The 24760-nt window shown below is 72.8% G+C and carries 22 protein-coding genes and 3 pseudogenes; 16 read left to right on the top strand and 9 right to left on the bottom strand.

Annotated features, from left to right (window positions below):
* Positions 1 to 56: 56 nt before the first annotated feature.
* Complete coding sequence (locus tag AZE13_RS27205; RefSeq protein WP_066937481.1) at positions 57 to 470, bottom strand: hypothetical protein; 414 nt, start codon at positions 468 to 470, stop codon at positions 57 to 59.
* A 108-nt stretch (positions 471 to 578) separates the two neighbouring features.
* Here AZE13_RS27205 and AZE13_RS35860 point away from each other — a divergent pair.
* Together AZE13_RS35860 and AZE13_RS38415 are read left to right on the top strand one after the other, a co-directional pair.
* A pseudogene (locus AZE13_RS35860) lies at positions 579 to 659 on the top strand (IS5/IS1182 family transposase); the annotation flags it as partial.
* Positions 659 to 864, top strand: a pseudogene (locus AZE13_RS38415) (IS5/IS1182 family transposase); the annotation flags it as partial. The pseudogenes AZE13_RS35860 and AZE13_RS38415, both read left to right, overlap by 1 nt.
* Positions 865 to 909: 45 nt before the next feature.
* On the opposite strand, the pseudogene AZE13_RS39320 reads toward AZE13_RS38415, so the two are convergent.
* Together AZE13_RS39320 and AZE13_RS27200 are read right to left on the bottom strand one after the other, a co-directional pair.
* Positions 910 to 1053: pseudogene (locus AZE13_RS39320) on the bottom strand (hypothetical protein); the annotation flags it as partial.
* Between the two features lie 268 nt (positions 1054 to 1321).
* Entirely contained in the window at positions 1322 to 1831 is a 510-nt protein-coding gene (locus tag AZE13_RS27200) for a hypothetical protein (protein ID WP_258528015.1), read from the bottom strand.
* A 621-nt stretch (positions 1832 to 2452) separates the two neighbouring features.
* Between AZE13_RS27200 and AZE13_RS27190 the strand changes: the two genes are divergently transcribed.
* The 5 genes from AZE13_RS27190 to AZE13_RS27170 all read left to right on the top strand — a co-directional run bounded on the left by AZE13_RS27190 (position 2453) and on the right by AZE13_RS27170 (position 7280).
* On the top strand, positions 2453 to 3232 hold the full coding sequence (locus AZE13_RS27190; RefSeq protein ID WP_066937476.1) for an ATP-binding cassette domain-containing protein: 780 nt from the start codon (positions 2453 to 2455) through the stop codon (positions 3230 to 3232).
* The gene (locus tag AZE13_RS27185; protein ID WP_181690455.1) at positions 3229 to 4488 is read left to right on the top strand and encodes a sugar ABC transporter permease; all 1260 of its coding nucleotides are present in this window, start codon (positions 3229 to 3231) and stop codon (positions 4486 to 4488) included. The genes AZE13_RS27190 and AZE13_RS27185 overlap by 4 nt, the downstream gene beginning before the upstream one ends.
* A 107-nt stretch (positions 4489 to 4595) precedes the next feature.
* A complete protein-coding gene (locus AZE13_RS27180) occupies positions 4596 to 5456 on the top strand; it encodes a universal stress protein (protein ID WP_066937473.1) in 861 nt (286 codons plus the stop codon).
* Positions 5457 to 5584: 128 nt separating this feature from the next.
* A complete protein-coding gene (locus tag AZE13_RS27175) occupies positions 5585 to 5884 on the top strand; it encodes a dsRBD fold-containing protein (protein ID WP_066937470.1) in 300 nt (99 codons plus the stop codon).
* 49 nt (positions 5885 to 5933) lie between these two features.
* Positions 5934 to 7280: a nicotinate phosphoribosyltransferase gene (locus tag AZE13_RS27170; RefSeq protein WP_066937467.1), complete on the top strand. Its 1347-nt coding sequence runs from the start codon at positions 5934 to 5936 to the stop codon at positions 7278 to 7280.
* 73 nt (positions 7281 to 7353) lie between these two features.
* Here AZE13_RS27170 and AZE13_RS27165 read toward each other — a convergent pair whose 3' ends face one another.
* Positions 7354 to 8217 carry a universal stress protein gene (locus tag AZE13_RS27165; protein ID WP_066937532.1) on the bottom strand — a complete coding sequence of 288 codons (864 nt, stop codon included), beginning with the start codon at positions 8215 to 8217 and terminating at the stop codon, positions 7354 to 7356.
* A gap of 189 nt (positions 8218 to 8406) precedes the next feature.
* Here AZE13_RS27165 and AZE13_RS27160 point away from each other — a divergent pair, with 189 nt between their 5' ends.
* Positions 8407 to 10821, top strand: coding sequence for a glycoside hydrolase family 65 protein (locus tag AZE13_RS27160; protein ID WP_066937464.1), 2415 nt, complete (start codon positions 8407 to 8409; stop codon positions 10819 to 10821).
* 27 nt (positions 10822 to 10848) lie between these two features.
* Here the strand turns inward: AZE13_RS27160 and AZE13_RS27155 are convergent, their stop codons facing one another.
* Positions 10849 to 13239: a collagenase gene (locus AZE13_RS27155; RefSeq protein ID WP_398780233.1), complete on the bottom strand. Its 2391-nt coding sequence runs from the start codon at positions 13237 to 13239 to the stop codon at positions 10849 to 10851.
* 176 nt (positions 13240 to 13415) lie between these two features.
* Between AZE13_RS27155 and AZE13_RS27150 the strand changes: the two genes are divergently transcribed.
* A complete protein-coding gene (locus AZE13_RS27150; protein WP_066937461.1) occupies positions 13416 to 14219 on the top strand; it encodes a uracil-DNA glycosylase in 804 nt (267 codons plus the stop codon).
* A 30-nt stretch (positions 14220 to 14249) separates the two neighbouring features.
* On the opposite strand, the gene AZE13_RS27145 is transcribed toward AZE13_RS27150, so the two are convergent.
* Positions 14250 to 15164, bottom strand: coding sequence for an SDR family oxidoreductase (locus tag AZE13_RS27145; protein WP_066937459.1), 915 nt, complete (start codon positions 15162 to 15164; stop codon positions 14250 to 14252).
* A gap of 11 nt (positions 15165 to 15175) precedes the next feature.
* A complete protein-coding gene (locus tag AZE13_RS27140; RefSeq protein WP_079124405.1) occupies positions 15176 to 16057 on the bottom strand; it encodes an SDR family oxidoreductase in 882 nt (293 codons plus the stop codon).
* 56 nt (positions 16058 to 16113) lie between these two features.
* Between AZE13_RS27140 and AZE13_RS27135 the strand changes: the two genes are divergently transcribed.
* Genes AZE13_RS27135 through AZE13_RS27120 form a run of 4 tightly spaced genes read left to right on the top strand, consistent with a single transcriptional unit; the run spans position 16114 to position 19494 of the window.
* Positions 16114 to 16872, top strand: coding sequence for an enoyl-CoA hydratase family protein (locus AZE13_RS27135; protein ID WP_066937457.1), 759 nt, complete (start codon positions 16114 to 16116; stop codon positions 16870 to 16872).
* Positions 16869 to 17711: a CoA transferase subunit A gene (locus AZE13_RS27130; protein WP_066937454.1), complete on the top strand. Its 843-nt coding sequence runs from the start codon at positions 16869 to 16871 to the stop codon at positions 17709 to 17711. Before AZE13_RS27135 ends, AZE13_RS27130 begins: the two co-directional genes overlap by 4 nt.
* The gene (locus AZE13_RS27125; RefSeq protein ID WP_066937451.1) at positions 17708 to 18436 is read left to right on the top strand and encodes a CoA-transferase subunit beta; all 729 of its coding nucleotides are present in this window, start codon (positions 17708 to 17710) and stop codon (positions 18434 to 18436) included. Before AZE13_RS27130 ends, AZE13_RS27125 begins: the two co-directional genes overlap by 4 nt.
* 14 nt (positions 18437 to 18450) lie before the next feature.
* Entirely contained in the window at positions 18451 to 19494 is a 1044-nt protein-coding gene (locus tag AZE13_RS27120; RefSeq protein WP_066937527.1) for an NAD(P)H-dependent flavin oxidoreductase, read from the top strand.
* A 30-nt stretch (positions 19495 to 19524) separates the two neighbouring features.
* Here the strand turns inward: AZE13_RS27120 and AZE13_RS27115 are convergent, their stop codons facing one another.
* Together AZE13_RS27115 and AZE13_RS27110 are read right to left on the bottom strand one after the other, a co-directional pair.
* Positions 19525 to 20682: an acetyl-CoA C-acetyltransferase gene (locus AZE13_RS27115; RefSeq protein WP_066937448.1), complete on the bottom strand. Its 1158-nt coding sequence runs from the start codon at positions 20680 to 20682 to the stop codon at positions 19525 to 19527.
* A 61-nt stretch (positions 20683 to 20743) separates the two neighbouring features.
* Positions 20744 to 21526, bottom strand: a complete 783-nt coding sequence (locus tag AZE13_RS27110) for an SDR family oxidoreductase (RefSeq protein ID WP_066937445.1) — start codon at positions 21524 to 21526, stop codon at positions 20744 to 20746.
* Between the two features lie 89 nt (positions 21527 to 21615).
* On the opposite strand from AZE13_RS27110, the gene AZE13_RS27105 reads away from it, so the two are divergent.
* From AZE13_RS27105 to AZE13_RS27095, 3 genes are read left to right on the top strand one after another with little or no spacing between them, the layout of a single operon-like run.
* Positions 21616 to 22566, top strand: a complete 951-nt coding sequence (locus AZE13_RS27105) for an enoyl-CoA hydratase (RefSeq protein WP_066937442.1) — start codon at positions 21616 to 21618, stop codon at positions 22564 to 22566.
* Complete coding sequence (locus tag AZE13_RS27100; RefSeq protein WP_066937439.1) at positions 22566 to 23735, top strand: acyl-CoA dehydrogenase family protein; 1170 nt, start codon at positions 22566 to 22568, stop codon at positions 23733 to 23735. The genes AZE13_RS27105 and AZE13_RS27100 overlap by 1 nt, the downstream gene beginning before the upstream one ends.
* Positions 23735 to 24757, top strand: coding sequence for an acyl-CoA dehydrogenase family protein (locus AZE13_RS27095; protein WP_066937436.1), 1023 nt, complete (start codon positions 23735 to 23737; stop codon positions 24755 to 24757). Before AZE13_RS27100 ends, AZE13_RS27095 begins: the two co-directional genes overlap by 1 nt.
* Positions 24758 to 24760 lie beyond the last annotated feature (3 nt).

Here is a 24760-nt window from a genome sequence, read left to right as displayed (position 1 = left end):
CCTGTCCGATGAGTCGCATGACTAAGAGTTGTCCCGTAATGCCATGAGGCTGAGGGTCAGGCTGTGTCCGGGTCTGCGTCGATGGCGCCGGCCGAGCGAAGCGAACGCCCGAGGTCTCCGGTGAGGGTGCGGGGGTATCGCCGCCACCACCACAGGTCAGGGCCGGGGATCCTGTGAAACTGGTCGAGTGCTATGCCGTCGTCGTCGATGGTCGCGGCCTTGTACCGGTCGTCCAGAGCTTTGATCCGCGGGGTCCAGAGCCGGACGATGTGGTCGTCCAGCAGGAGCCAGGCCTCGTGCAGCCAGTTTCGGCAGTAGAGGTCGTTGGTGTACTCGTGGATGTAGTCGCCGTAGCCGCGCTCGACGGCGCTCACCAGGACGGCCCACGCGTTCACCATTTCAGCGACCGTGAACGCCGTCCGCCAGCCGCGCTGGTGCAACAGCTCTCCGACCTTGGTTTCCGTAGCCACGGGTGTCAGGTTCTCATGCCGAACCGTCCGGGCGACTGAGATGTGCCCAGCCAGAGACGGGCGGGCCCCGCAGCGTGATCAAGATGAGACGATCTCGCCGTAGCTGGTGTGATCACGGCGTCGGAGCCGTCCTGGATAGCCCCATTCACCGGGCTGAGCCCGCGTGCCTTCGGGAAGCTGGTGACCGTCGCGACCAGCGGGCCAACCGCCTACGGCGCGGCAGCCGGGGCGGTCGCCCCGCCGGATTCGACTGGGCGCATCTGCCCGCAGGAACGAAGTCGAGCGGACCATCAACGCGCTCAAGGGCTTCCGGGCGGTAGCAACGCGAATTGACAAGAGAGCGTACGTCTTTCACGGAACGGTCGCCGTCGCCGCGCTCCGACTGTGGCTCCGTCAGTCGGGGCCGGAAGTCCCAACGGGGCAGGCGAAGTTCGGCTACTCAGCCGCCGGCCCCGGGATGCTTCACGGCTACGTTGACCCTGATGCGACGCCCGTCGAGCTCCTGCTCGTGGAGTCCGCTCACTGCCGTGTCCGCTTGCTCCTGGGACCCCATGGTGACGAAGCCATAGCCCTTGGAGCGGTGTGTATCGCGGTCGCGCTGTCACCAACAGCAACACCTACGGGTGACACATCGCCGACGGCCCGAGGGCACCCCAAACCATCGGACACAACCCCTAGTCACACTCGAACTCTTCAGCCATCTGTGGCACCTCCAGGGATCGTTACCAGTGCCACATCAGGAAACGTTCGCGATCACAGGCGCGCCGTCTCCCGAGAGTAGCCAGGGATGGGGACAGCGCCCCATACAGCAACTGTCACCGCCGCGGTAAGGGAAATCCGCCAAGTTGGGCTTAGGCGGTCCGGTCAGATGTGGTCCGAGAATGCCGCTGCCGCATTGCATGGACCGCTGCCATAACCGACAACAGCAGACAGAGCAGGGACGTCACGCCCAACGTCATCGCCAACACCGCCGCCCCACCGCCATAGAGGTCGTCTTCACGGGCGACCACCTGCGGGTCGTCCGCCTGGTGTCGGACGGTCATCTGGTCGCCGACGCTTCTCTTGCCCCCGCTGCTGCCCACCGGGAGGTTCGCTACCACGGTCTGCTCGTTGGCCTCGAACTTGACCCGGCAATCACCCAATATGCACGAGCCGGCCTCGTGCAGCGTCGCTGACGCCTGCACGCCGTCCCGAAGGGAGCGCAGATGCTGAGCCGGCGTCAGCATCAGCAGCGACAGCACGGCCAACAGCAGCCCGACACACAACACCACACCTACAGCCAGCAGAGGCCGCCGTTTCACCAAGGGGGCAACCTGCTGCGCGCCAGAGGGATCAGTTATGCCGTCCAGTTCTCTCACCATCTGTTCCAGTTTTTCGGCACATAATGAGCTAAGTCTCGCACGTGGTCTCTCGTCTACGTGCGGTCCTCTGGCCGGCTCTGACGCCCACCCACGCCAAAGACGTCATCACCCGTCAACGCCGGTTTGACTCGGAGGCTCCGGGGACGGCCCGGAGCCAGCTGTTCCGTCGGCCATCTACCGGGCGTGATCATTCGTCGGTGCCCTCCAGGCGTCAGGGCCCCCACGTGGTCGTACGGCGCCGGCTCACGCGGCCGGGTCCAGGGCCCGCTTCAGCGTCTGGCGGGAGGTGGCCACGGTGATGCCCGACGATGCACTTCTCCGCCAGGCGGTAGACCATCCCCTCCAAGTTCGCCAGTAGCTGGGCCGTGGCCTCGGTGTCGCCGTTCTGGGCAGTTCGAATCAAGGCATGGTGGCGCACGGGGTGGTACTCCTTGGGAGAGGGCCCGGAATGATCGGGTTTGCGGTCATGCGCCGAGCCCGCGACAGGCGGAATGCGAACTTGCATTCGAATTGGTGACATGGAGGGGTGCCCGGATCGCTGCACCCACGTCCGAATGCGCGGTGAGGGGTGTGGCTTGGCGGTGTGCCAAGGACGGGTTCACCAGGTAAGGCAGGTGCCTCATGACAGCACCGCCGCTGCTGCGGCTGCGTGGAGTGTTCAAACGGTACGGCGCGGTCCAGGCGCTCGCGGATGTCGAACTGGAGGTACGGGCCGGACAGGTGGTGGCGCTGGTCGGGGACAACGGGGCGGGCAAGTCCACGCTGATCAAGGTGATCGCCGGGGTCGATCCGGCCGATGCGGGCACCGTCGAGTGGCAGGGCCGCCCGGTCCGGATCACCCGTCCCCACGAGGCCCAGGAGCTGGGCATCGCCACCGTCTACCAGGACCTCGCGCTGTGCGACAACCTCGATGTGGTCGGCAATGTCTTCCTCGGCCGGGAGCTCCGGCGGACCGGGCTCCTCGACGAGGTGGAGATGGAGCGCCGCACCCGGGAGCTGCTCGACGGGCTCGCCATCCGGATGCCCCACGTGCGCATCCCGGTCGCCTCGCTGTCCGGGGGCCAGCGGCAGACCATCGCGATCTCCCGCTCGATGCTCGGCGAGCCGCGACTGGTCCTGCTCGACGAGCCCACCGCGTCCCTGGGCATCGAACAGACCGCGCAGGTCCTCCGCCTGGTCGACCAGCTCCGCGAGCGGGGGCTCGGTGTCCTGCTGATCAGCCACAACCTGGGGGACGTCAAGGCCGTCGCGGACTGGATCGCGGTCCTGCGGCTGGGCCGTAACAACGGCTTCTTCGACGTCGGTACGACCTCCCACGAGCAGATCATCTCCTCCATCACCGGAGCCACCGACAACGCGGTGACGCGACGTCAGGCCGGGGGCTGGGAGGCGGAGCGGTGAGCCGGCCGTGGACGGCGGCGCTCCGCGGGAAGCGGCCGGGCGGTACGGGCGGCGGCCGGGCCCCGGACGGGCGCGGCGGGCAGAACCCGCTGCGGATCCTCCGGCGCCGGTTCCACGCCGGTGAGCTGGGCTCGGTCCCGGTCGTCCTCGGTCTGCTCGTGGTGTGGATCATCTTCCAGAGCCTCAACGGCAACTTCCTCTCCCCGCGCAACCTCTCCGTGCTGAGCGTGGACATCGTCGGCATCGGGATGATCTCGACCGGTGTCGTCTTCGTGCTGCTGCTCGGGGAGATCGACCTGTCGGTCGGCTCGGTGAGCGGCCTGGCGGCGGCCGCCTTCGCGGTGCTGAACGTGGACCACGGCATGCCGGAGGGACCGGCGCTGCTCCTCGCCGTGCTCAGCGGTACGGCGATCGGCGCCGTGCAGGGGTTCTTCTTCGCGAAGGTGGGGGTGCCCGCTTTCGTGGTCACGCTGGCGGGGCTGCTGGGCTGGAACGGCCTGATGGTCTCCCTCCTGGGCTCCAGCGGCACCCTCAACCTCGACGACCGGGGCCTGGTCGCCCAGCTGACCGGCTTCTACTTCACCCATGACGCCTACGCCTACGGCCTCGCGGTGCTCGGCACCGCCGGCTACTTCCTCGCCTCGTACCACGACGTACGGCGTCGCCGGGCCGCCGGGGTGCCGGCCCGGCCGGTGGGCGAACTGGTGCTGCGCACCGCCGTGCTGGCGGTGATCTCGGTGGTCGCGGCGTATGTGCTGAACCAGTTCCAGGGCCTGCCGCTGGCCCTGCTGATCTTCCTGGTCCTTCTCGTCGGACTCGACCAGGTGCTGTGCCGTACCCGTTACGGACGGATGATCTTCGCGCTGGGCGGCAGCGTGGAGGCGGCCCGGCGCACCGGGCTGAACGTGGACCTGGTGCGGATCTCGGTGTTCATGGTGTCGGGCACGATGGCCGCGATCGGCGGGGTGTTCCTGGCCTCCCGGGTCACCTCGGTCTCCCAGACGTCGGGGTCGGGCAATCTGCTGATGGCCGCCATCGCCGCCGCCGTCATCGGCGGTACCAGCATGTTCGGCGGCCGGGGCCGGACCTGGTCGGCGCTGCTCGGGGTGCTGGTCATCCAGTCCATCGCGTCGGGGGTGGCCCTGATGGGCATCGAGACCGCCGTCCAGTACATGATCACGGGCGGGGTGCTGCTGCTCGCGGTGGTGATCGACTCACTGTCCCGGCGCGCCCAGCGGTCCCACGGCCGGGTCTAGCCCCGGGCGCGCGGTCGCCGTGCGGGCAGGGCGGGCCCGGGCGGAGGCTGGAGGTGTGCGACGGACACCGCGGGCCGGAGACGGCCGCCGGAGAGAGGAGCCAGGCCATGAAGGACATCGTCACCGCCGGTGTGGACGGTACGCCGGAGTCCCGGGCCGCCGTCCTGTGGGCGGCGCGGGAGGCACGGCTGCGGCGCGCGCGGCTGCGGCTGCTGCACGCCTGGGTGCTGCTCGCGTCCGAGACCGGGCCCCAGGCCAGCGGCCAGAACTACTGGGCGCACCGGATGATGGACGAGGCCGTAGCGGCCGTCCGCGCCCGCCACCCGGACCTCCCGGTGGACGCGGACCTGGTGGCCAAGGACCCGATGGAGGCCCTCAAGGAGGCGGCCGCCGCATCCGACCTGCTGGTCCTCGGCTCGCGGAACCTCGGCCCGGTGTCGCGCTACGTCCTCGGTGAACTCGGTCTGCAGCTGGTCACACACACCAGCACCCCGGCCGTGATCGTACGCGCCGATCAGGAGCCCACGCCGGACGGGCGGGACGGGGACGTGGTGCTCGGGGTCAGCCTCCACGAGCCGTGCGAGGCGCTGTTCGCCTTCGCCTTCGCCAGTGCCGCGCGCCGCGGGGTCACCCTGCGTGCCGTGCACGGCCGGCATCTGCCCGCGTACGCGTACAACCGGGGCGGCGGGGTGGAGCCGTGCGCCGCCGAAGAAGCGGCCAAGCTGGCCCGGTACGAGCTCGAGCAGGCGCTGCGGCCCTGGCGGGAGAAGTACCCGGATGTGCCGGTGGACGCGCGGGCCGAGATGGAGAGCCCGGCGCCCGCGCTGCTGCACGACACCGCGGGCGCGGCGCTGCTCGCCGTGGGACGCCGGCACCGCCACCTGCTGCCGGGGCCGCGGATCGGCCATATCGTGCAGGCCGTGGTCCATCACGCTCCGTGCCCGGTGGCGGTGGTGCCCCACGAGTGAGAAGGCGGATGATGACGGTAGGGGTGCGCACGGGCGCGTGGGTTGCGCCCGGAGCGTGGCGGACACAGCGCACCGGGCGCGTTGGCTGCGCCTGGAGTGCGGCAGGCACGGCGCAACGGGAGTGAGCCATGGCGAACACAGTCGACTGGCCGGTCCGGGTCTCCCTCGTCGAAGAGGACGGCACGACCACGGCGCGGGCGGTCCTGGAGACCGGAACCACCACCCTCACCGGGCACGGCACGGCCCGCTGCAGCCCCGGGGATCCGGACGTACCGGAGATCGGGGACGAGATCGCGGCCGGGCGCGCGCTGAAGGACCTCGCGGGGCAGCTGCTGCGGGTGGCGGACGACGACCTCCAGGAGGTCGGTGCGGCGCCGCCCCGGCGGGAGAACCGGATGGCCTACGGCTGGACGAACGCGCTGGCCTGAGCCGGGCGCGGCGCGCCGGGCCGGCGGCCCGGCCGGGAAGGAGTCGGCCATGGCGGATGCGACGGTCACCGATCTGTACGAAGTGACCATGGCCCTGTCGTACCTGCGCGAGGACATGGTGCGGCCGGCGACCTTCAGCTGCTTCGTCCGGCGGCTGCCGCCGGAGCGGGGCTTCCTGATCGCCGCGGGCGTCGAATCGGTCCTCGACCACCTCGCCGGCTTCCGGGTGCGGCACGACGACATCGAGGTGTTCGCCCAGGCGCTGCAACGGCCCGCGCGGGAGCTGGCCCCGCTGGCGGACCTGCGCTTCACCGGGGAGGTCCGGGCGGTACCGGAGGGGCGCGTGGTGCTGGCCAATGAGCCGCTGCTGGAGATCACCGCGCCGCTCCCCGAGGCGCAGCTGGTGGAGACGTACGTTCTCAACCAGCTCAGCCATCAGACCGCGCTGGCATCCAAGGCCGTCCGCTGTGTACTCGCCGCGCAGGGCCGCCCCGTGGTGGACTTCTCGCTGCGGCGCACCCATGGCACCGAGGTCGCGCACACCGTGGCCCGGCTGGGGGCGATGGCCGGTTTCGCCGGGACCAGCAACGTCGCGGCGGCACACGCCGAGGACCTGCCGGCCATCGGCACGATGGCGCACTCCTACGTGGAGGCGTTCGAGGACGAGGAGGCCGCCTTCACCGCGTTCGCGCTGTGCCACCCCGGTCCGGTGACGTTCCTGGTGGACACCTATGACACCGCGTCCGGGGTCGCGGCGGCGGCCCGGGTGCTGACCGCGCTGGGCCGCGGTGACGGCTCGGCGATCCGGCTGGACAGCGGTGACCTGGGCCGGCTCTCCCGCCGCGCCCGCGCGATGCTCGACAACGCGGGCCTGCCCCAGGTGCGGATCGTCGCCAGCGGCGGGCTGGACGAGTACGCCGTACACGATCTGGTGGCCTCGGGTGCACCGATCGATGTGTACGCGGTGGGCACCCGGGTCGGGGTGAGCGCCGACGCACCCGCGCTGGATTCGGCGTACAAGCTGGTGGCGTACGACGGCCGGCCGGTGATGAAGCTGTCGTCGGCGAAGGCGACCGCTCCGGGCCGCAAGCAGGTCTTCCGCCGGCCCGGTTGTCACGATGTGATCGGGCTGGCCGACGAGCCGCCGCCCACGGACGGGGTACCGCTGCTGGAGACGATGATGCGGGCGGGCCGGCGCGGTACGCCCCGGGACCGGCGCGCGGACGCCCACCGGCGGCTGCTGGCGGACGTCGCGGAGCTGCCCGGCACGGCGCGGCGCATCCGGTCGCCGGAGCCGGTGCGGGCGACGGTGTCGCACCAGCTGTCCGTACTGAGCGAGCGGGTACAGCGGCGGACCGAGCGGGAGATCCTGGCGCCGTTCGGCGCGGACGGCTGAGCCGGCATGGACGGCTGAGCCGGCATGGAGGGCTGATCAGCGGCGGGCCGCCGTAGGAACGCGCCGGTCCCGCTCAGTCGCGCTGCGGTACGACCGCCACCGGGCAGGCCGCATGACACAGCGCGCCGTGCACCACCCGCCCCAGCGGGAGCCCGAAGTGGCCCTGGCGGCGCCCGGCCCCGATGACCAGCAGATCCGCCGCGGCCGCACGGTGCACCAGCACCTTGTGCGCCGGACCCTCGACGGTGGTCCGCCGCACCCTGACCTCCGGATGGTCGCCGGCCGCCGCGGCCAGCGCCTTGTCGATCAGCTCCGAGGCCTGCCGTTCGTGCCGGCTCCCGGGGTGTCCCGTGGCGGTCCGCTCGTGCGCCGGGCAGCGCCAGGCGCGCACGGCCTTCAGCAGGCAGCCGCGGGCCTCGGCCTCCCGGAAGGCGAACCGGACCGCGTCCACGCCCTTGTCCGGGTCGCCGACGCCGAGGAGGACGGACTGGTGCGTACCGGTCAGCCCGGCCGGGTCGCCGCGTACCACGACCACTGGGCAGCGGGCCCGCGCCACGACCGCCAGCCCGACCGACCCCAGCAGCAGCCCGGTGATCTCCCCGCGCCCCCGCGAGCCCAGGACCAGCCGCGACGCGGTGTGTCCCGCGCGTAGCAGGGCGGTGACCGCGTCCTCGGGTGCCACGTCGGTGGTGACGTCGACAGCGGTATCCCGGCCGCGGGCCCGTTCGGCGGCGGAGGCCACGACGGCCTCCACGAGCGCCTGCTCACGGGGGCGTTCCCGGGCCTGCCCGGGGACCTCGCCTTCGAAGTGCTCCCAGGCGGAGGCGTACAGCACGCGCAGCGGAAGCCCGAGGAGCGCCGCCTCGTCCACCGCCCAGTCGAGGGCCCGGAGGGCGGAGTCCGATCCGTCGACGCCCACGACCAGGGGCCGTTCCATCGCCGCCACCGCCTTCCGCTCGGTAGCCCGGTCGTCTCCGTAGCCCAGTCGCCCGGTCGCCGGTCCGGCCGGTGTGTCTCCATCGTCACCCCACGCCCCGGGGCACGCCAGGGCCCGGCCCCGCGCACCGCGCCCCCGGCCGGCGGCCGTGGTGACATGGAAGGACACCGACGAAGGGAACCGAGACCGATGCCGACCGCCGGCGGCCGCTCCTGGACCTGGTCGTACGAGGGGTATGACGCGGGTTCGGAACGGCTGCGGGAGGCGCTCTGCGCGCTGGGCAACGGCTACTTCTGCACCCGGGGCGCGGCGTCCGAGGTGCTGGTGGGGCCCGCGCACTATCCGGGCACCTACGCGGCCGGCTGCTACAACCGCCTGACGTCCACCGTGGCGGACCGCCCGGTGGACAACGAGGACCTGGTCAACCTGCCCAACTGGCTGCCGCTGCGCTACCGCATCCGCCCGGCCGACGCGCCCCCCGGGCCCTGGCTCTCCCCCGACCACCCGCAGCTGACGGAGCACCGGCAGGACCTGGACCTGCGGCACGGCACCCTGACCCGCTGGTCGGTGTACGAGGACGGGTCCGGGCGGCGGCTGGGGGTCGAGCAGCGCCGCCTGGTGCACATGGGCGAACCCCATCTGGCCGCGCTGCGCACCGCGTTCACGGCGGAGGGCTGGGCGGGCTCGGTGGAGGTGGAGGCGGGGATCGACGGCGCGGTCCGCAATACCGGCGTGGAGCGCTACCGAGGTCTGGCCGACCAGCATCTACGGGGCTGGGAGACGGGCGCCGAGGGACCGGACACGGTGTGGCTGAGCTGCCGCACCGTCGACTCGGACATCCGCATCGCGCTGGCCGAGCGGCTCCGGGCCACGCCCGTGCGGGGCGTGGCGCCGCGGCCCCGGCTGACCGTGCTCCGGGCCTGCCACACGGTGCTGCTGCCGGTCACCGCGGGCGCCACCGTGGCCGTCGACAAGACGGTGGCGCTGTACACCTCCCACGACCCGGCGATCGAGAGTCCCCGGCACGCCGCGGTGACCTGTGTGCTCCAGGCCCCGCACTTCCGGCAGCTGCTGGCCTCGCACCGGCGTGCCTGGGACGGCCTGTGGCGGCAGGCCCGGCTGGAGGTGCCCGGGGAGGCGGGCCGGATCCTGCGGCTGCACCTCTTCCATGTGCTGCAGACCCTCTCGCCGCACACCGCGGAGCTGGATGTCGGGGTGCCGGCGCGGGGCCTGCACGGTGAGGCGTACCGCGGGCACGTCTTCTGGGACGAGCTGTTCGTGCTGCCGTTCTTGAACCTGCGCCTGCCCGAGGTGTCCCGGGCGCTGCTCGACTACCGCCACCGGCGGCTGCCCGCCGCCTGCCACGCGGCGCGGGAGGCGGGCCGGGCGGGGGCGATGTACCCGTGGCAGAGCGCCGGTGACGGCCGTGAGGAGACCCAGCAGCTCCATCTCAACCCCCGGTCCGGCCACTGGCTGCCCGACCACTCGCGCCGTCAGCACCACGTGGGGTCGGCGATCGCCTACAACATCTGGCAGTACGGCCAGGCCAGCGGCGATACGGAGTTCCTGCACGGCAAGGGGGCCGAAATGCTGCTCCAGATCGCACGGTTCTGGGCCTCCGTCGCCGCGTGGGACCCGGGGCTGGGCCGGTACCGGATCCGCGGTGTGGTCGGCCCCGACGAGTACCACGACGGCTATCCGGGGGCCGCCGAGCCCGGCGTCGACGACAACGCGTACACCAATGTCACCGCGGCCTGGGTGCTGACGCGCGCGCTCGAGCTCTGCCGGAGCCTCCCCGAGGCCCACCGGCGGCAGCTCTTCGAGCAGATCCAGCTCACCCCGGACGAGCCGGAGCGCTGGGACGATATCGCCCGGCTGCTCCATGTGCCCTTCCACCAGGGCGTGATCAGCCAGTTCGCCGGCTATGCCGACCTGGCCGAATTCGACTGGGCGGGCTACCGCCGGCGCTACGGGGACATCCGGCGGCTGGACCGGATCCTGGAGGCGGAGGGCGACACCGTCAACCGCTATCAGGCCTCCAAGCAGGCCGATGTCCTGATGCTCGGTTACCTCTTCTCCCCCGCGGAGCTCGCCTCGGTCCTCCGCCGGCTCGGCTACCCCCTCGACGACGACACCTGGCGCGCCACCGTCGACTACTACCTCCACCGCACCAGCCACGGCTCCACGCTCAGCGCCGTGGTGCACGCCTGGGTGCTGGCCCGGGTGCACCGCCCGGACGCCTGGACGTACTGCGAGGAGGCGCTCACCGGCGATGTCGCCGACCTGCACGGCGGCAGTACCGCGGAGGGCATCCACCTCGGGGCGATGGCCGGCACCCTGGATCTGGTGCAGCGGGGTCTGACCGGTCTGGAGACCCGCGAGGGGGCCCTCTGGCTGGACCCGGCACCGCTCCCCCAGCTCTCCACGTTCGACGTCCGCATCCGCTACCGCCACCACTGGGACATCGATCTGCGGATCCACGGGGAACAGGTGCGGATCGCGGTACCGGGGTCCCAGCAGGCGGCGGTGCGGGTGCGGCTGCGGGAGCGGTCGTTCAGCGTCGCGCCGGGGACGGCCCGGCGGCTCGATCTGCCGGAGGGCTGATCCTCGTCACGGTGCCGGCGCCGTGCGTCACTGCCGGAGCGGCCCCTCACAGGTGTAGTCCGCGGTGGCGGAGCCGGCTCGCGAGTGCCGGGTGTCGACCGCGCCGAAGGAGCAGTTCATATCGGCGAAGTTGTTCGCGGCGGGTGCGGAGCGCTCCAGGAGCGTGGTGTCGACGGCCTTCGACATGTCCTTGAAGACCTGGTCGGCGTTGGTGGGGTCGGTGAGGTCGGCGCTGATCTTGCCGGTGCAGACGAAGCGGCCGTACACCTCGTCCCCGTCGCCCTCGGTGCCCTTGTCGCGCTTGTTGTCCTTGCACTGGGGGGTTTGGGAGGTGGCGGCGGCGAACGCGCTCTGGACCTCCGCGGCGTCGGCGAGCTTCAGTTCGCCGACGGGGGTGAACGCGGTGTCCGGGACGAAGAGGTCGTCGACGTGGGCGATCTGCTCGTCGAGGAAGGCGTCGTACGCGCTCTGCAGGGCGGTGTCCTTGCCCAGCCGGTCCCGCCACGCGTCGAAGCCCGCGGGGTCGTCGGCGCGCTCGTACGCGTACATCTCCCGCAGCAGCGTGGGGTGTTCGGTCCACAGGAACTCGAAGAACGTTCCGGCGTAGTCGTAGAAGCGGAAGCCGTCCCCGGTGTACGTGGCGTGCAGCAGCTGGTCGACGGTCATCCGCGGACCGCCGCCCGAGGTGTCGTCGATGATGCCCTGGACCAGGGACTTGCGGACCTTGATGCCGTCGTGCCGGGTGCCGCCGTCGAAGAACTCGGCCGTTCCCTCGTCCATCGCGGTGGTCCGGTCGCCCTCGTACCACGGGCCCTCGCCGAAGAAGCCGGGTACCGCCCAGCGGCCGTTGAGGTAGTGCGTGTACTCGTGGCGGAAGAGCTCCTCCAGCGTGAGGGTGGAGTCCTGGGGGACCCGGCGCTGGAAGGTGTAGAAGGTCGCGCCCTGCTCGATGTACATCCCGCCGTTGTCGGTGCTCAGGCCGGTGAGGATCGGCTGGTAGATCTGGTAGTCGGACTTGGACGCGTACAGCACGATGTGGAGGGTGGCGTTGGTGTCGCCGTCCAGCGGTTTGTCCGTGCCGAGCACCCGGTGGAACTGCGCCCTGACCTGCTTGCTCGCGTAGTAGAGCTGGTCGACGGTCTTGCGGTCGAGGGCGGTGCGGACCTCGATCCCGCCCTTGTCGTAGGTGTACTTCTCCGTGAAGAGGCGGCGCTCGATGTCCTCCTTGCACACCTTGTACGGCTGGCAGGCGTCGAACTCGATCAGCCAGGTGACGACCTTCCCCCAGGGCTCGCTGCCGTCCCCGAAGTTGCGCGTGACGAGCTCCAGCAGGGGGCCGAGGGCGGGCACGATCTCGCCCTTCAGGGCCTCGACCTGGCCGAACCGTCCGTACTCACCGATGGCGTCGCGCACCACCCAGGCGTTGTCGGTGTCCTTGAGGTGGGTGTAGTCCGCGAAGCCCTTGAAGACGGCGCGGTAGCCGGGGTCGGCGGTGACCGCCTCCTGGAAGGCGGTGTCCTGGTTGCCGGGGTAGACGCCGAGGTAGTTCAGGCTGAGCCCGGCGAGGGCGGCCCCGGCCCAGGCCGGGTCCTTGTGAGTGGCGGTGTGCTCGGGGTCCATGGTGGCCAGCACCTTCTGGACCAGGCCGAGTTGGTGCTGACGGCCGCCCGGGCCGACGCCGTACAGCGCTTCGCGCAGGGTGTCGGCGTTCTCCCTGGTGGGTTCGAAGGTGCGCGCGGCGGCGGCGAAGGCGTCGACCGCGCCTCGTACGGCGTTGACCGTCGCCTCGTCGGTGGTGTCGATCTCGTCGTGCGAGAAGTCGTGGTACGCCACCGCGTGCAGGTACGTGAACATCTCGTACAGGTGGGTGGAGTTCTGGCCGTCGTGGCCGTCGGCCAGCGAGGTGATGCGGCGGGCCACGGCCTGGACGTGCTCGTCCGACATCACCGGGACGAGCCGGCTGTCCCAGGTCCAGATGAGGCCGCGGAGGCAGTCCTCGGCGGTGACGGCGGGATCGGCGAGGAAGTCCGCGAACTGCTCGGGGCTCAGCCCGGTGATCCCGTCGAGCGTGCAGGGCGCGACGGCGGGACGCGCGCGGTGCCCGGTGGTGACGGCCTTGGTCCGCGGGCCCGGTATGCGGCCGGACGTGGGGACACCGCGGGGCACCGACACGGTGCGCGGGTCCAGCTGCGGCTTCCGGCCGAGGCGTTGGGCGTGGTCGGAGGGGTTGGAGTGCGCGGACGCGGCGGACCGGTGGGCCGGCGCGTCGGGGACGGGCGGGGCGGCCTGGGTCGCCTGCGCGGCCGGTAGGGCGAGGCCGAGGGCGAGGGCCGCGGCGAGCAGGGGTCTGCGCGGTATGCGGGAACGCGGTAGACGGGGACGTGACGTGCGGGGACGCGCGGTGCGCGAGGGCAACACCTGAACCTCCGGAGGAGTGTGGGGGGTTGAGGGCGCAGAGCGGAAGCCGCCTGCAGCCCTGTGAGGTGTGACCCGTAAAATAGTAATGTGATATTGTACTGGCAAGACTTCTGACAGCGGTTCAGCGAGCCCCCGCTCCACAGGCCCGGCGAGAGGCCAGGCCCTAGCGTGGAGGGATGGAAGCATCGGGCGCGAGCGGTCGGCCGCCGGGCAGGGCCGAGGACAGCGACTTCCCGGCCCGCACCGCACCCCGCTGCGGCGGGCTCGCCGAGCTGGACGCGCAGGTGGCCCGGTGCCGGGCCTGCCCCCGGCTGGTGGCCTGGCGCGAGCACATCGGCGCCCACCCGCGCGCGGCGTTCCGCGGCTGGGAGTACTGGGCGCGGCCGGTCCCGGGGTTCGGACCGCCGGACGCGGCGCTGGCCGTCGTCGGGCTGGCGCCGGCCGCGCACGGCGGCAACCGGACGGGCCGGATGTTCACCGGGGACGCCTCCGGCGACTTCCTGTTCGCCGCGCTCCATGCGGTGGGTCTGGCCTCCCAGCCCACCGCGACACACCGTGGTGACGGGCTGGAGCTGTACGGGGTGCGGGTCACCGCGCCGGTGCACTGCGCCCCGCCGGAGAACAAGCCGACGCCCGCCGAACGGCGGACCTGCCGGCCCTGGCTGGCGGCGGAGGTGGCGCTGCTCGGCCCCGGGCTGCGGGCGGTCGTGGCGCTGGGCGCCTTCGCCTGGCACGCGCTGCTGCCCGTCCTCGGAGAGGCCGGCTGGCCGCTCCCCCGCCCCCGCCCGGCGTTCGGCCACGGAGTGGAACTGCCCCTCCCCGCCGCGGGCGGGCGCCAGGAGCTGTACGTCCTGGGGAGTTATCACCCCAGCCAGCGCAACACCTTCACCGGCCTGCTCACCCCGGCGATGTTCGAGGACCTGCTCACCCGCGCCGCCGTCCTCGCGGGGCTGAAGACGTGCGGACGCGACGCAGGCTGACAGGCTGATCAGTGCGCCCGGACGACGCGCTCATCGTGCCCCGTACACCGGCAGGGGCGGCTGCGCCGACGCGAGCAACGTACGTACCGTCTCCCCCGCTTCGGCCGGGGTCCAGCGGCCGCCCTTGTCCACGGTGGGTCCGGGGCGCCAGCCCTCCATCACGGTGATACGGCCCGCTTCGGCCGCGAAGACCCGGCCGGTGACGCCGTCGCTGGCGGCGGAGGAGAGCCAGACGACCAACGGGGAGACGTTCTCCGGGGCCATCGCGTCGAACCCGCCGTCGGCGGGCGCCGCCATCGTCCCGGCGAAGACCCGCTCGGTCATCCGGGTACGGGCGGCGGGGGCGATGGCGTTGATCTGCACGCCGTAGCGGGCGAGTTCGGCGGCGGCGACGAAGGTGAGGGCGAGGATGCCGGCCTTGGCGGCGGAGTAGTTGCCCTGGCCCACACTGCCGTGCAGGCCGGCGCCCGAACTGGTGTGGACGACCCGGGCGTGCGGCGTCCGGCCGGCTCCGGCCTCGGCCCGCCAGTGCGCGGCGGCGTACTTGAGCGGCAGGAAGTGGCCCTTGAGGTGGACGCCGATGACCGCGTCCCAGTCGTCCTCGTCGAGGTTGACCAGCATCCGGTCGCGCAGGAACCCGGCGTTGTTGACGAGGGTGTCGAGGCGGCCGTAGGCGTCCAGGGCGGTGGTGACGAGCGAGGCGGCGCCGTCGGGGGTGGTGATGTCCGCGGTGTGCGGGACGGCCCGGCCGCCGCGGGCGCGGATCTCGTCGACGACCCGCTGGGCGGGGCCGGACGAGGCGCCGCCGCCGGCCGCGGTGACACCCAGGTCGTTGACCACGACCCGGGCGCCTTCGGCGGCGAGAGCCAGGGCGTGGGCGCGGCCGAGACCACGGCCGGCTCCGGTGACGGCGGCGACCCGGCCCGCACAGATTCCCTTCGGCATCGTTGAGTTCCTTACGTGGTAGGCGGGTTGGTTCCGGTCGCTCGCGGGATTCCGTCGGCCGCGGCGGCGGGCGAGGTGCCCTGGTGGGGCGAGCTGACCTGGTGGGGCGAGGTGCCCTGATTGGGCGAGGTGCCCTGGTTGACGGTAGCGGCGTCGAGGAACGCGGGCCGCTCGCCGCCGCCGTGCACCTGGAGGCTCGCCCCGGTGATGTATCCGGCGCGGTCCGAGGCGAGGAAGACGGCCGCCTCGCCGATGTCGGCGGGCTCGGCCAGCCGGCCCAGCGGTACGGTGCGGGCGACGGCGGCGACGCCCTCCTCATCCCCGTAGTGCAGGGCCGACCGCTCGGTGCGGACCGCGCCGGCCACCAGCGTGTTCACCCGTACTTCGGGCGCCCACTCCACCGCCATGGAGCGCGCCAGCTGCGCCAGCCCCGCCTTCGCCGCGCCGTAGGCGGCCGTGCCGGGTGACGGGCGGGTGCCGCTGACGCTGCCGATCATCACCACCGAGCCGTGGGCGGCGCGGAGGTGCGGGTACGCGGCGAGGGTTGCGGTGAGCGGCGCGGTGAGATTGAGGTCGATGACCCGGCTGTGCCGTTCGGCCGGCGCCTCGCCGAGGAGGCGGTAGGGCGTACCGCCGGCGTTGTTGACCAGGACGTCGAGCCGCCCGTACCGCTCGGCGAGGCCGGTGAAGAAGTCCCGTACGGCGGCCGGGTCACGGAGGTCCAGCGGGCTGAACTCGGCCTTTCTGCCGTCGGCTTCGAGGGGCCCGTCCGGTGGCCTGCGGGCGCAGACGACGACCTGGGCGCAGCCCGCCGCCAGGAACGAGCGGGCGATGCCCGCGCCGACGCCCCGGGTTCCGCCCGTGACGACCGCGACCCTCCCGTCGAGTTCCATTCGATGCTACCTTCCCGGCCTAACAAACGTTTGGTGGAAAGGTAGCTGATCCACTGATGGGTGTCTCCACCACGCGCCCCGAGAAGGGCATCGCCGTCCTCACCGTCGACTTCCCTCCGGTCAACGCGCTGCCGGTACAGGGCTGGTACGACCTCGCCGACGCCGTGCGGCGCGCGGGCCGCGACCCGGAGACCCGCTGTGTGGTGCTGACCGCCGCCGGGCAGGGCTTCAACGCCGGTGTCGACATCAAGGAGCTGCGGCGGGACAGCGGGCACCAGGCGCTGCTCGGCGCCAACCGCGGCTGCGCCGAGGCGTTCGCCGCCGTCTACGACTGCGAGGTACCGGTCGTGGCGGCGGTCGGCGGCCACTGCCTGGGCGGCGGTATCGGCCTGGTCGGCAACGCCGATGCGATCGTCGCCGCCGAGGACGCCACCTTCGGCCTGCCGGAGCTGGACCGGGGCGCGCTCGGCGCGGCCACCCACCTCGCCCGGCTGGTGCCCCAGCATCTGATGCGGACGCTGTACTACACCTCACGCACCGCCACGGCCGCCGAGCTGGCGGCGCACGGTGCGGTGTGGCGGGTCGTACCGCGCACCGAACTCATGCCCTGCGCCCTGGGGCTGGCGCGCGAGATCGCCGCCAAGGACGGTCTGCTGCTCCGGCTGGCCAAGGCCGCGATCAACGGCATCGACCCGGTCGACGTCCGCCGCAGCTACCGCTTCGAGCAGGGCTTCACCTTCGAGGCGAACCTGAGCGGGGTGGCCGGCCGGGTCCGTGCCACCTTCGGTGCCTCCCCCGAGGAGGGCCCCCGGTGACGGACAAGACCATGACACCGGAGGAGGTGGTCTCCCGCCTCCGCAGCGGGATGACCCTCGGCATCGGCGGCTGGGGCTCCCGGCGCAAACCGATGGCACTGGTACGGGCGCTGCTGCGGTCCGGCGTCACCGATCTGACCGTGGTCTCGTACGGCGGGCCGGACGTGGGGCTCCTCGCCGCCGCAGGCAAGATCCGCAAGTTGATCGCGGCGTTCGTGACGCTCGACTCGATCCCGCTGGAGCCCCATTTCCGCGCGGCCCGCCAGGCGGGCTCCTTCGCGCTGACGGAGATCGACGAGGCGATGTTCATGTGGGGGCTGCACGCCGCCGCGAACCGGCTCCCCTTCCTGCCCGTCCGCGCCGGGATCGGCTCAGACGTGATGCGGGTCAATCCGTCACTGCGGACGGTCACTTCTCCGTACGAGGACGCGGAGGAGTTCGTGGCGATGCCCGCGCTGCGTATGGACGCCGCGCTGGTGCACGTGAACCGCGCGGACCGGCTGGGCAACGGCCAGTACCTGGGACCCGACCCGTACTTCGACGACCTGTTCTGCGAGGCGGCCGACGCGGCGTATGTCTCATGCGAACGGATCGTGGAGGGATTCGGGACCGCCGTCCCGCAGTCCCTCCTCGTGAAGCGGCACTCGGTGACCGGTGTCGTCGAGTCCCCGAACGGCGCGCACTTCACCTCGTGCGTGCCCGACTACGACCGCGACGAGCCGTTCCAGAAGCTCTACGCGACAACGCCATGGCCACAGTTCGCGCAGCGCTTCCTGTCCGGCGCCGACGAGAAGTCCTACCAGTCCGCCGTCCAGGCCTGGCGCGAGGCGGCCCGATGACCAGCCGCGCCGAGTACTGCGTGATCGCCTGCGCCGAGGCCTGGCGGGACAACGGCGAGGTGCTCGCCAGCCCCATGGGCCTGATCCCGTCGGTGGGCGCCCGGCTCGCCAAGCGGACCTTCGCGCCGGACCTGCTGCTGACCGACGGCGAGGCGATGCTCGTCGGGCCGGACGGGAGCACGGAGGGCTGGCTGCCGTACCGCCGGCACCTGGCGATGGTCACCGGGGGCCGACGGCACGTGATGATGGGCGCGAGCCAGATCGACCGGTTCGGCAACCAGAACATCTCCTGCATCGGCGACTGGGAGCGCCCCGCGCGCCAGCTGCTCGGGGTGCGCGGCGCGCCCGTCAACACCCTCAACAACCCGACCAGTTACTGGGTGCCGAAGCACTCGGCCCGGGTCTTCGTCGAGAAGGTCGACATGGTCAGCGGGGTCGGGTACGACAGCGCGGCCGCCGCCGGTCCTTCGGCGACCCGCTTCCACCGCATCCCGCGCGTCGTGTCGAACCTCGGCGTCTTCGACTTCGCGACGCCGGACCGGTCGATGCGGCTGGCATCCCTGCACCCGGGCGTCACGGTCGAGCAGGTGCGGGAGGCGACCGGGTTCGACCTCGCCGTACCCGACGACGTGCCGTACACCCGCGAGCCGCTCCCCGCCGAACTGCACCTGATCCGCGAGGTCCTCGACCCGGAGGGACTCCGCGCTCGCGAGGTCGAGGGCTGATGGAGTCGGCGCCGATGGAGACGGCCCTCACCCGGCTCACCGGGGTGCGGTATCCGCTCGTACAGACCGGAATGGGGTGGGTGGCCGGGCCCCGGCTGGTCTCGGCCGCCGCGAACGCGGGCGCGCTGGGGATCCTCGCCTCGGCCACCATGACCACCGGCGGGCTGCGCGCGGCGGTCCGCGAGGTCGCCTCCCGTACGGACGCGCCGTTCGGCGTCAACCTGCGGGCGGACGCGGGCGACGCGGCCGAGCGGGTGCGGATCATCGTGGACGAGGGCGTACAGGTCGCCTCCTTCGCCCTCGCCCCGTCCCGCGAGCTGATCACCCGGCTGAAGGACGCCGGCGTCGTCGTCATCCCGTCCGTCGGCGCCCGCCGGCACGCCGAGAAGGTCGCGGCCTGGGGCGCCGACGCGGTCATCGTCCAGGGCGGCGAGGGCGGCGGCCACACCGGGAACGTCGCCACGAGCGTGCTGCTCCCCCAGGTCGTCGACGCCGTCGGCATCCCGGTGATCGCCGCGGGCGGCTTCTTCGACGGCCGGGGGCTGGTCGCCGCCCTCGCGTACGGCGCGGCCGGGATCGCCATGGGCACCCGCTTCCTGCTGACGTCGGACAGCACCGTGCCCCGGGCGGTCCAGGCCCGCTATCTGGCCGCGGCCGTCCACGATGTCACCGTCACCACCGCGGTGGACGGGCTGCCGCACCGGATGCTGCGCAGCGCCCTGGTGACATCCCTGGAGCGGTCCGGAGGCGCCGGCGCCCTGCTGCGGGCCGTACGCCACACCGCGTCGTTCCGGAAACTGTCCGGGCTGAGCTGGCCCCGGCTGGTCCGCGACGGCCTGGCGCTGAAGCGGGGCAAGGAGCTGACATGGAGTCAGGTCCTGCTGGCGGCCAACACCCCGATGCTGCTGAAGGCCTCGATGGTGGACGGCCGTACCGACCTCGGCGTGATGGCCGCCGGCCAGGTGGCCGGTCTGATCGACGATCTCCCGTCCTGTTCGGAGCTCGTCGACCGGATCATGGCCGAGGCCCACCGGACGCTCACCGCCCTGCCGCGCTGAACGGCGCCCCGGCGGCGCGCGGCGCGGGCCTCAAAGGCGTTCGATGATGGTGACGTTGGCCTGCCCGCCGCCCTCGCACATGGTCTGGAGGCCGAACCGGCCGCCGGTGCGCTCCAGTTCGTGCAGCAGGGTCGTCATCAGCCGGGCCCCGGTCGCTCCGAGCGGGTGGCCCAGGGCGAGGGCGCCGCCGTTGACATTGACCTTCTCCGGGTCGGCACCGGTCTCCTTCAGCCAGGCCAGCACCACGGGCGCGAACGCCTCGTTGATCTCGACCAGATCGATGTCGTCCATCGTCAGGCCCGCCTTCTTGAGCGCGTACGCCGTCGCGGGGATCGGTGCGGTGAGCATCCGGATCGGGTCCTCGCCGCGCACCGACAGGTGGTGGATGCGGGCGCGCGGGGTCAGGCCGTGCGCGGCCGCCGCCCGCTCGGAGGCGAGCAGCAGGGCCGCCGCACCGTCGGAGACCTGCGAGGAGAGCGCGGCGGTCAGGCGGCCGCCCTCGGCCAGCGGCGGCAGCGCGGCCATCTTCGCCGGCGAGGTGTCCCGGCGCGGCCCCTCATCGGTGGTGACCTCCCCGTACGGGACGGTCTCCCGGTCGAAGCGGCCCTCGTCGAGGGCGCGCACGGCACGCCGGTGGGAGCGCAGCGCGAACTCCTCCATGTCCCGGCGGGAGATGCCCCACTGGGCGGCGATCAGCTCGGCGCCGTGGAACTGGCTGACGGGGGCATCGCCGTAGCGGGCCCGCCAGCCCTCGGAGCCCGCGAACGGCCCCCGGTCCAGGCCGAGCGGTTCGGCGGCCCGGCGGGCGGCGTACGCGATGGGGATCTGCGACATGTTCTGCACACCGCCCGCGACGACCAGGTCCTGGGTGCCGGAGAGCACGCCCTGGGCGGCGAAGTGCACGGCCTGCTGGGAGGAGCCGCACTGGCGGTCGACGGTGACGCCGGGGACCTCTTCGGGCAGCCCGGCGGCCAGCCAGCAGGTACGGGCGATGTCGCCGGCCTGCGGGCCGACCGTGTCCAGGCAGCCGAGGACGACATCCTCGACGGCGGCCGGGTCGGCGCCCGTTCGCTCCATCAGCGCCCGGAGCACATGGGCGCCGAGGTCGGCGGGGTGTACGGCGGCCAGGCCCCCGCCCTTCCTGCCGACAGGGGTACGCAGCGCACCGACGATATAGACCTCGGCCATGGTGATGCTCTCCTCTTGACGAGTGTGCGAACGGGCCCGGCGATTCCGCAAGCGTCGCGCCTCATGGGTGCTGGGAGCTGACGGAGACGGTCTCCCCGGTCAGGTACGAGGCGTAGTCGCCGGCCAGGAAGACGATGACGTTGGCGACCTCCCAGGGTTCGGCCGGGCGGCCGAAGGCCTCCCGCTCGGTGAGTTCGGCCAGCAGCCCGGGGGTGGTGACCTTCGCCAGGTGCGGGTGCATGGCGAGGCTGGGCGCGACCGCGTTGATCCGTACGCCGTAGGCGGCGGCCTCCATGGCGGTGCAGCGGGTCAGCGCCATCACCCCGGCCTTGGCGGCGGCGTAGTGCGCCTGGCCGCGCTGGGCGCGCCAGCCGACGACGGAGGCGTTGTTGACGAGGACGCCGCCGTGGCCTGCGGCCTTCATCCGGCGCAGCGCGGCGCGGGTGCAGCGGAAGGTGCCGGTCAAGGTGACGTCGAGAACCGCGCTCCACTGCGCGTCGGTCATCTCGACGACGTCGGCGGTGCCGCCGAGCCCGGCGTTGTTGACGAGGATGTCGAGCCGGCCGTGGCGCTGCTCGGCCAGGTCGAGGAGCGCGCCCACCTGATCCTCGTCGGTGACGTCGCAGGGCAGCCCGGCGACGCGGTCCGCGCCGAACTCCTCGGCCAGCGCCGCCGCGGTCGCCGTCAGCCGCCGGGCGTGCGCATCGCCGATGACGATCCGGGCGCCCTCCTCCAGGAAGCGGCGGGCAGTGGCGCCGCCGATGCCGGCTCCGGCGGCGGCGGTGACCACGGCGGTCCGCCCGGCGAGCAGTCCATGGCCGGGCACGTAGGGAGGCGGGGTCATGGGCGGGCCTCGACGCTGCACATGGCCGTACGCTAGCCTGCCAAACGCTTGTTAGGGAAGTTGCCCGTCCACCGAAGGAGAGGCGGGAGATGGCCACTGCCCACGACGACGAGCCGGTGCGCTACGGCGACCACAGTCCCGGCGCCACCGAGGCGCCCGTGCGCTACAGCCTCCAGGGCCCGGTCGCGACCGTCACCATGAACCGCCCGGAGTACCGCAACGCCCAGAATTCCGCGATGACCTACGCTCTCGACCGCGCTTTTTACCGCGCCGCGGCCGACGACGAGGTCAAGGTGGTGGTGCTGGCCGGCGCGGGCCGGCACTTCTCCGCGGGCCATGACATCGGCTCCCCCGGGCGCGATGCCCACCTCCCCTTCGACCGCGCCGCGGGGCTGTGGTGGGACCACTCGGACAAGGCGGGCGCCGAGCAGCGCTTCGCCCGCGAGTCGGAGGTCTACCTGGGCATGTGCCGCCGCTGGCGGGAGCTCCCCAAGCCGGTGATCGCCGCGGTCCAGGGGGCGTGTGTGGCGGGCGGCCTGATGCTCGCCTGGGTCTGCGATCTGATCGTCGCCACCGAGGACGCCTTCTTCGCCGACCCGGTCGTACGGATGGGCATCCCGGGTGTGGAGTACTTCGCCCACCCGTGGGTGATGCCACCGCGCGTCGCCAAGGAGTTCCTCTACACCGGCGACCGGATGTCCGCCCGGCGGGCGTACGAGCTGGGGATGGTCAACCGGGTCGTACCGCGGCACGAACTGGCCGACCGGGCCGGTGAGTTGGCTTTGCGGATCGCGGAGCTGCCGCGGCTCGGACTGGCACTGGCCAAGCGCGCCGTCAACCAGGCCGAGGACCTTCAGGGCCTGCACCCCGGCCTGGACGCGGCGTTCGCCCTGCACCACCTCGCGCACGCGCACAACGCCGAGACCGCCGCCGACCCGCTGGGCGGTATGGACGTCGACGCGATGCGGCAGCGCTCCGGAGCGGCGGCCCGGCGGCCCGGCGGGACGGAGCCGGCGAACCCCCGCGCGGCGGAGGCCTGATGGACCTCGACTTCACCGCCGCGGAGGAGGACTTCCGGGCCGAGGCCCGGGCCTGGCTCACCGCGAACGTCCCCGCCGCCCCGCTGCCGTCCCTGGAGACCGCGGAGGGATTCGCCGCCCACCGGGAGTGGGAGCACCGGCTCGCCGCGGACCGCTGGTCGGTGGTCTCCTGGCCCGAGGAGTACGGCGGCCGCGGCGCCTCGCTGCTGGAGTGGCTGGTCTTCGAGGAGGAGTACCACGCCGCGGGCGCTCCCGGCCGGGTCGCCCAGAACGGCATCAGCCTCCTCGCCCCCACCCTCTTCGAGTACGGCACCGGTGAACAGCGCGCCCGCCTCCTCGGCCCCATGGCACGGGGCGAGGTGATCTGGGCGCAGGCGTGGTCGGAGCCGGAGGCCGGCTCGGATCTGGCGTCGCTGCGCTCCACGGCCGTACGCACCGACGGCGGCTGGCGTGTCAGCGGGCAGAAGACCTGGTCGTCCCGGGCCGCCTTCGCCGACCGCGCGTTCGGCCTGTTCCGCAGCGAGCCGGGTACCGGGCGGCCGCACCAGGGGCTGACGTATCTGATGTTCCCGCTGCGCGCACCGGGTGTGACGGTGCGGCCCATCGGCCGGCTGGACGGCAAACCGGCCTTCGCCGAGCTGTTCCTGGACGGCGTGTTCGTGCCCGACGCGGATGTCATCGGTGAGCCGGGGCAGGGCTGGCGGGTGGCGATGAGCACGGCCGGCCGGGAACGCGGCCTGACGCTGCGCAGTCCGGGGCGCTTCATGGCCGCCGCCGAGCGGCTGGCCGCGCTGTGGCGGGCGGCTCCCGGAGCGGCCGACCCGGCGCTCGGCGGCCGGGTGGCCGACGCCCTGATCGGCGCCCGCGCCTATCAGCTCTTCGGCTACGCGCAGGCCTCCCGGCCGGCCGAGGCCGGACCGCCCGGCGCCGAGTCGAGCCTGACCAAGGTGTTCTGGTCCGAGCTGGACATCGCCCTGCACGAGACCGCACTGGATCTGCTCGGCCCGTACGGCATGCTCGCCGACGGCGCCGACGAGGCCCCGGCACACGGCAGATGGGCCGAGGGCTACACCTTCTCCCTCGCCGGGCCGGTCTACGCCGGCACCAATGAGATCCAGCGGAACATCATTGCGGAGCGGTTGCTGGGGCTGCCGAAAGGGCGTGGGTGATGCGCTTTCTCCTCACCGCCGAGCAGCGGGAGTTCGGCCGGATGCTCGACGGCATGCTGGCGTCGTCCGGCACGCCGGCGGCGGTACGCGCCTGGGCCGCCGGGGAGCACCGGCCCGGCCGGGAGCTGTGGGCGCGGCTCGCGGCGGCGGGGGTGTTCGGGCTCGCCGTGCCGGAACGGCATACCGGCGCGGGACCGCTCCCGGTCGAACTGGCCGTCGCCTTCGGCGCGTTGGGACGTCACGCGGCGCCGGGGCCACTGGTGGAGACGGTGGCCGCGGCCGCGTTCCTGGACCGGCTCGGGGACCGTGACGCGGCCGGCGCGTGGCTGCCGCGGATCGCGTCCGGTGATGCCATGGTCGGGCTGTGCGTCGGGGTGCCGTTCGCCCTGGACGCGGATGCCGCCGACACCGTCCTGGTCGTCCGGGGCGACACCGTACGCCGTACGGTCACACACGGCCCGGTGCAGCCCTGCCTCGATCCGGCGCGGCGGCTGTCCCGTCCGCTCGGCGGCACGGTCCTGGCCCGGGGCCCGGAGGTGGCCGCGGCCGCCGCCCACGCCGTCGACGTCGCGCGGCTGGCCACCGCGGCGCAGTGCCTCGGCCTCGGCCGCGCCCTCCTGGCGGCGACCGTCTCGTACGTCCGGCAGCGCACCCAGTTCGGCGTGCCGATCGGGTCGTTCCAGGCGGTCAAGCACCGGCTGGCGGACACTTTCAGCGCGCTGGAGTTCGCCCAGCCGCTGGTGTACGCGGCGGCCCTGGCGGTGGCGGCGGACGCCCCGTCGGCCACGGGCGAGGTGGCGGCGGCGAAGGTCGCGGCGGGCGAAGCGGGCCACGCCGCGGCCCGTACGGCGCTGCAACTGCACGGCGCCCTCGGCTACACGGCGGAACCGGACCTCTCCCTGTGGATCCGCAAGGCCCGCCCCCTGCGGGACACCTGGGGCACACCGGCCGAGTGCCGTACGCGGGTGCTCGCGGCGGGTCCCTCCTGGGCGCGGTGCGGACCGGGGTCCGCTGGCCAATAGTGG

Origin of the sequence: Streptomyces sp. NBRC 110611 (assembly GCF_001590865.1) — a bacterium.
GTDB lineage: Bacteria > Actinomycetota > Actinomycetes > Streptomycetales > Streptomycetaceae > Streptomyces.
This window is presented reverse-complemented; position numbering and strand designations above follow the sequence as displayed.

Coding starts and splice junctions, on each gene's coding strand:
- AZE13_RS27150 (WP_066937461.1), top strand. CDS start 13,416: ATGGAAGCATCGGGCGCGAGCGGTCGGCCGCCGGGCAGGGCCGAGGAC.
- AZE13_RS27120 (WP_066937527.1), top strand. CDS start 18,451: ATGGAGACGGCCCTCACCCGGCTCACCGGGGTGCGGTATCCGCTCGTA.
- AZE13_RS27125 (WP_066937451.1), top strand. CDS start 17,708: ATGACCAGCCGCGCCGAGTACTGCGTGATCGCCTGCGCCGAGGCCTGG.
- AZE13_RS27140 (WP_079124405.1), bottom strand. CDS start 16,057: ATGGAACTCGACGGGAGGGTCGCGGTCGTCACGGGCGGAACCCGGGGC.
- AZE13_RS27115 (WP_066937448.1), bottom strand. CDS start 20,682: ATGGCCGAGGTCTATATCGTCGGTGCGCTGCGTACCCCTGTCGGCAGG.
- AZE13_RS27175 (WP_066937470.1), top strand. CDS start 5,585: ATGGCGAACACAGTCGACTGGCCGGTCCGGGTCTCCCTCGTCGAAGAG.
- AZE13_RS27145 (WP_066937459.1), bottom strand. CDS start 15,164: ATGCCGAAGGGAATCTGTGCGGGCCGGGTCGCCGCCGTCACCGGAGCC.
- AZE13_RS27105 (WP_066937442.1), top strand. CDS start 21,616: ATGGCCACTGCCCACGACGACGAGCCGGTGCGCTACGGCGACCACAGT.
- AZE13_RS27190 (WP_066937476.1), top strand. CDS start 2,453: ATGACAGCACCGCCGCTGCTGCGGCTGCGTGGAGTGTTCAAACGGTAC.
- AZE13_RS27100 (WP_066937439.1), top strand. CDS start 22,566: ATGGACCTCGACTTCACCGCCGCGGAGGAGGACTTCCGGGCCGAGGCC.
- AZE13_RS27135 (WP_066937457.1), top strand. CDS start 16,114: ATGGGTGTCTCCACCACGCGCCCCGAGAAGGGCATCGCCGTCCTCACC.
- AZE13_RS27110 (WP_066937445.1), bottom strand. CDS start 21,526: ATGACCCCGCCTCCCTACGTGCCCGGCCATGGACTGCTCGCCGGGCGG.
- AZE13_RS27095 (WP_066937436.1), top strand. CDS start 23,735: ATGCGCTTTCTCCTCACCGCCGAGCAGCGGGAGTTCGGCCGGATGCTC.
- AZE13_RS27165 (WP_066937532.1), bottom strand. CDS start 8,217: ATGGAACGGCCCCTGGTCGTGGGCGTCGACGGATCGGACTCCGCCCTC.
- AZE13_RS27160 (WP_066937464.1), top strand. CDS start 8,407: ATGCCGACCGCCGGCGGCCGCTCCTGGACCTGGTCGTACGAGGGGTAT.
- AZE13_RS27200 (WP_258528015.1), bottom strand. CDS start 1,831: ATGGTGAGAGAACTGGACGGCATAACTGATCCCTCTGGCGCGCAGCAG.
- AZE13_RS27180 (WP_066937473.1), top strand. CDS start 4,596: ATGAAGGACATCGTCACCGCCGGTGTGGACGGTACGCCGGAGTCCCGG.
- AZE13_RS27170 (WP_066937467.1), top strand. CDS start 5,934: ATGGCGGATGCGACGGTCACCGATCTGTACGAAGTGACCATGGCCCTG.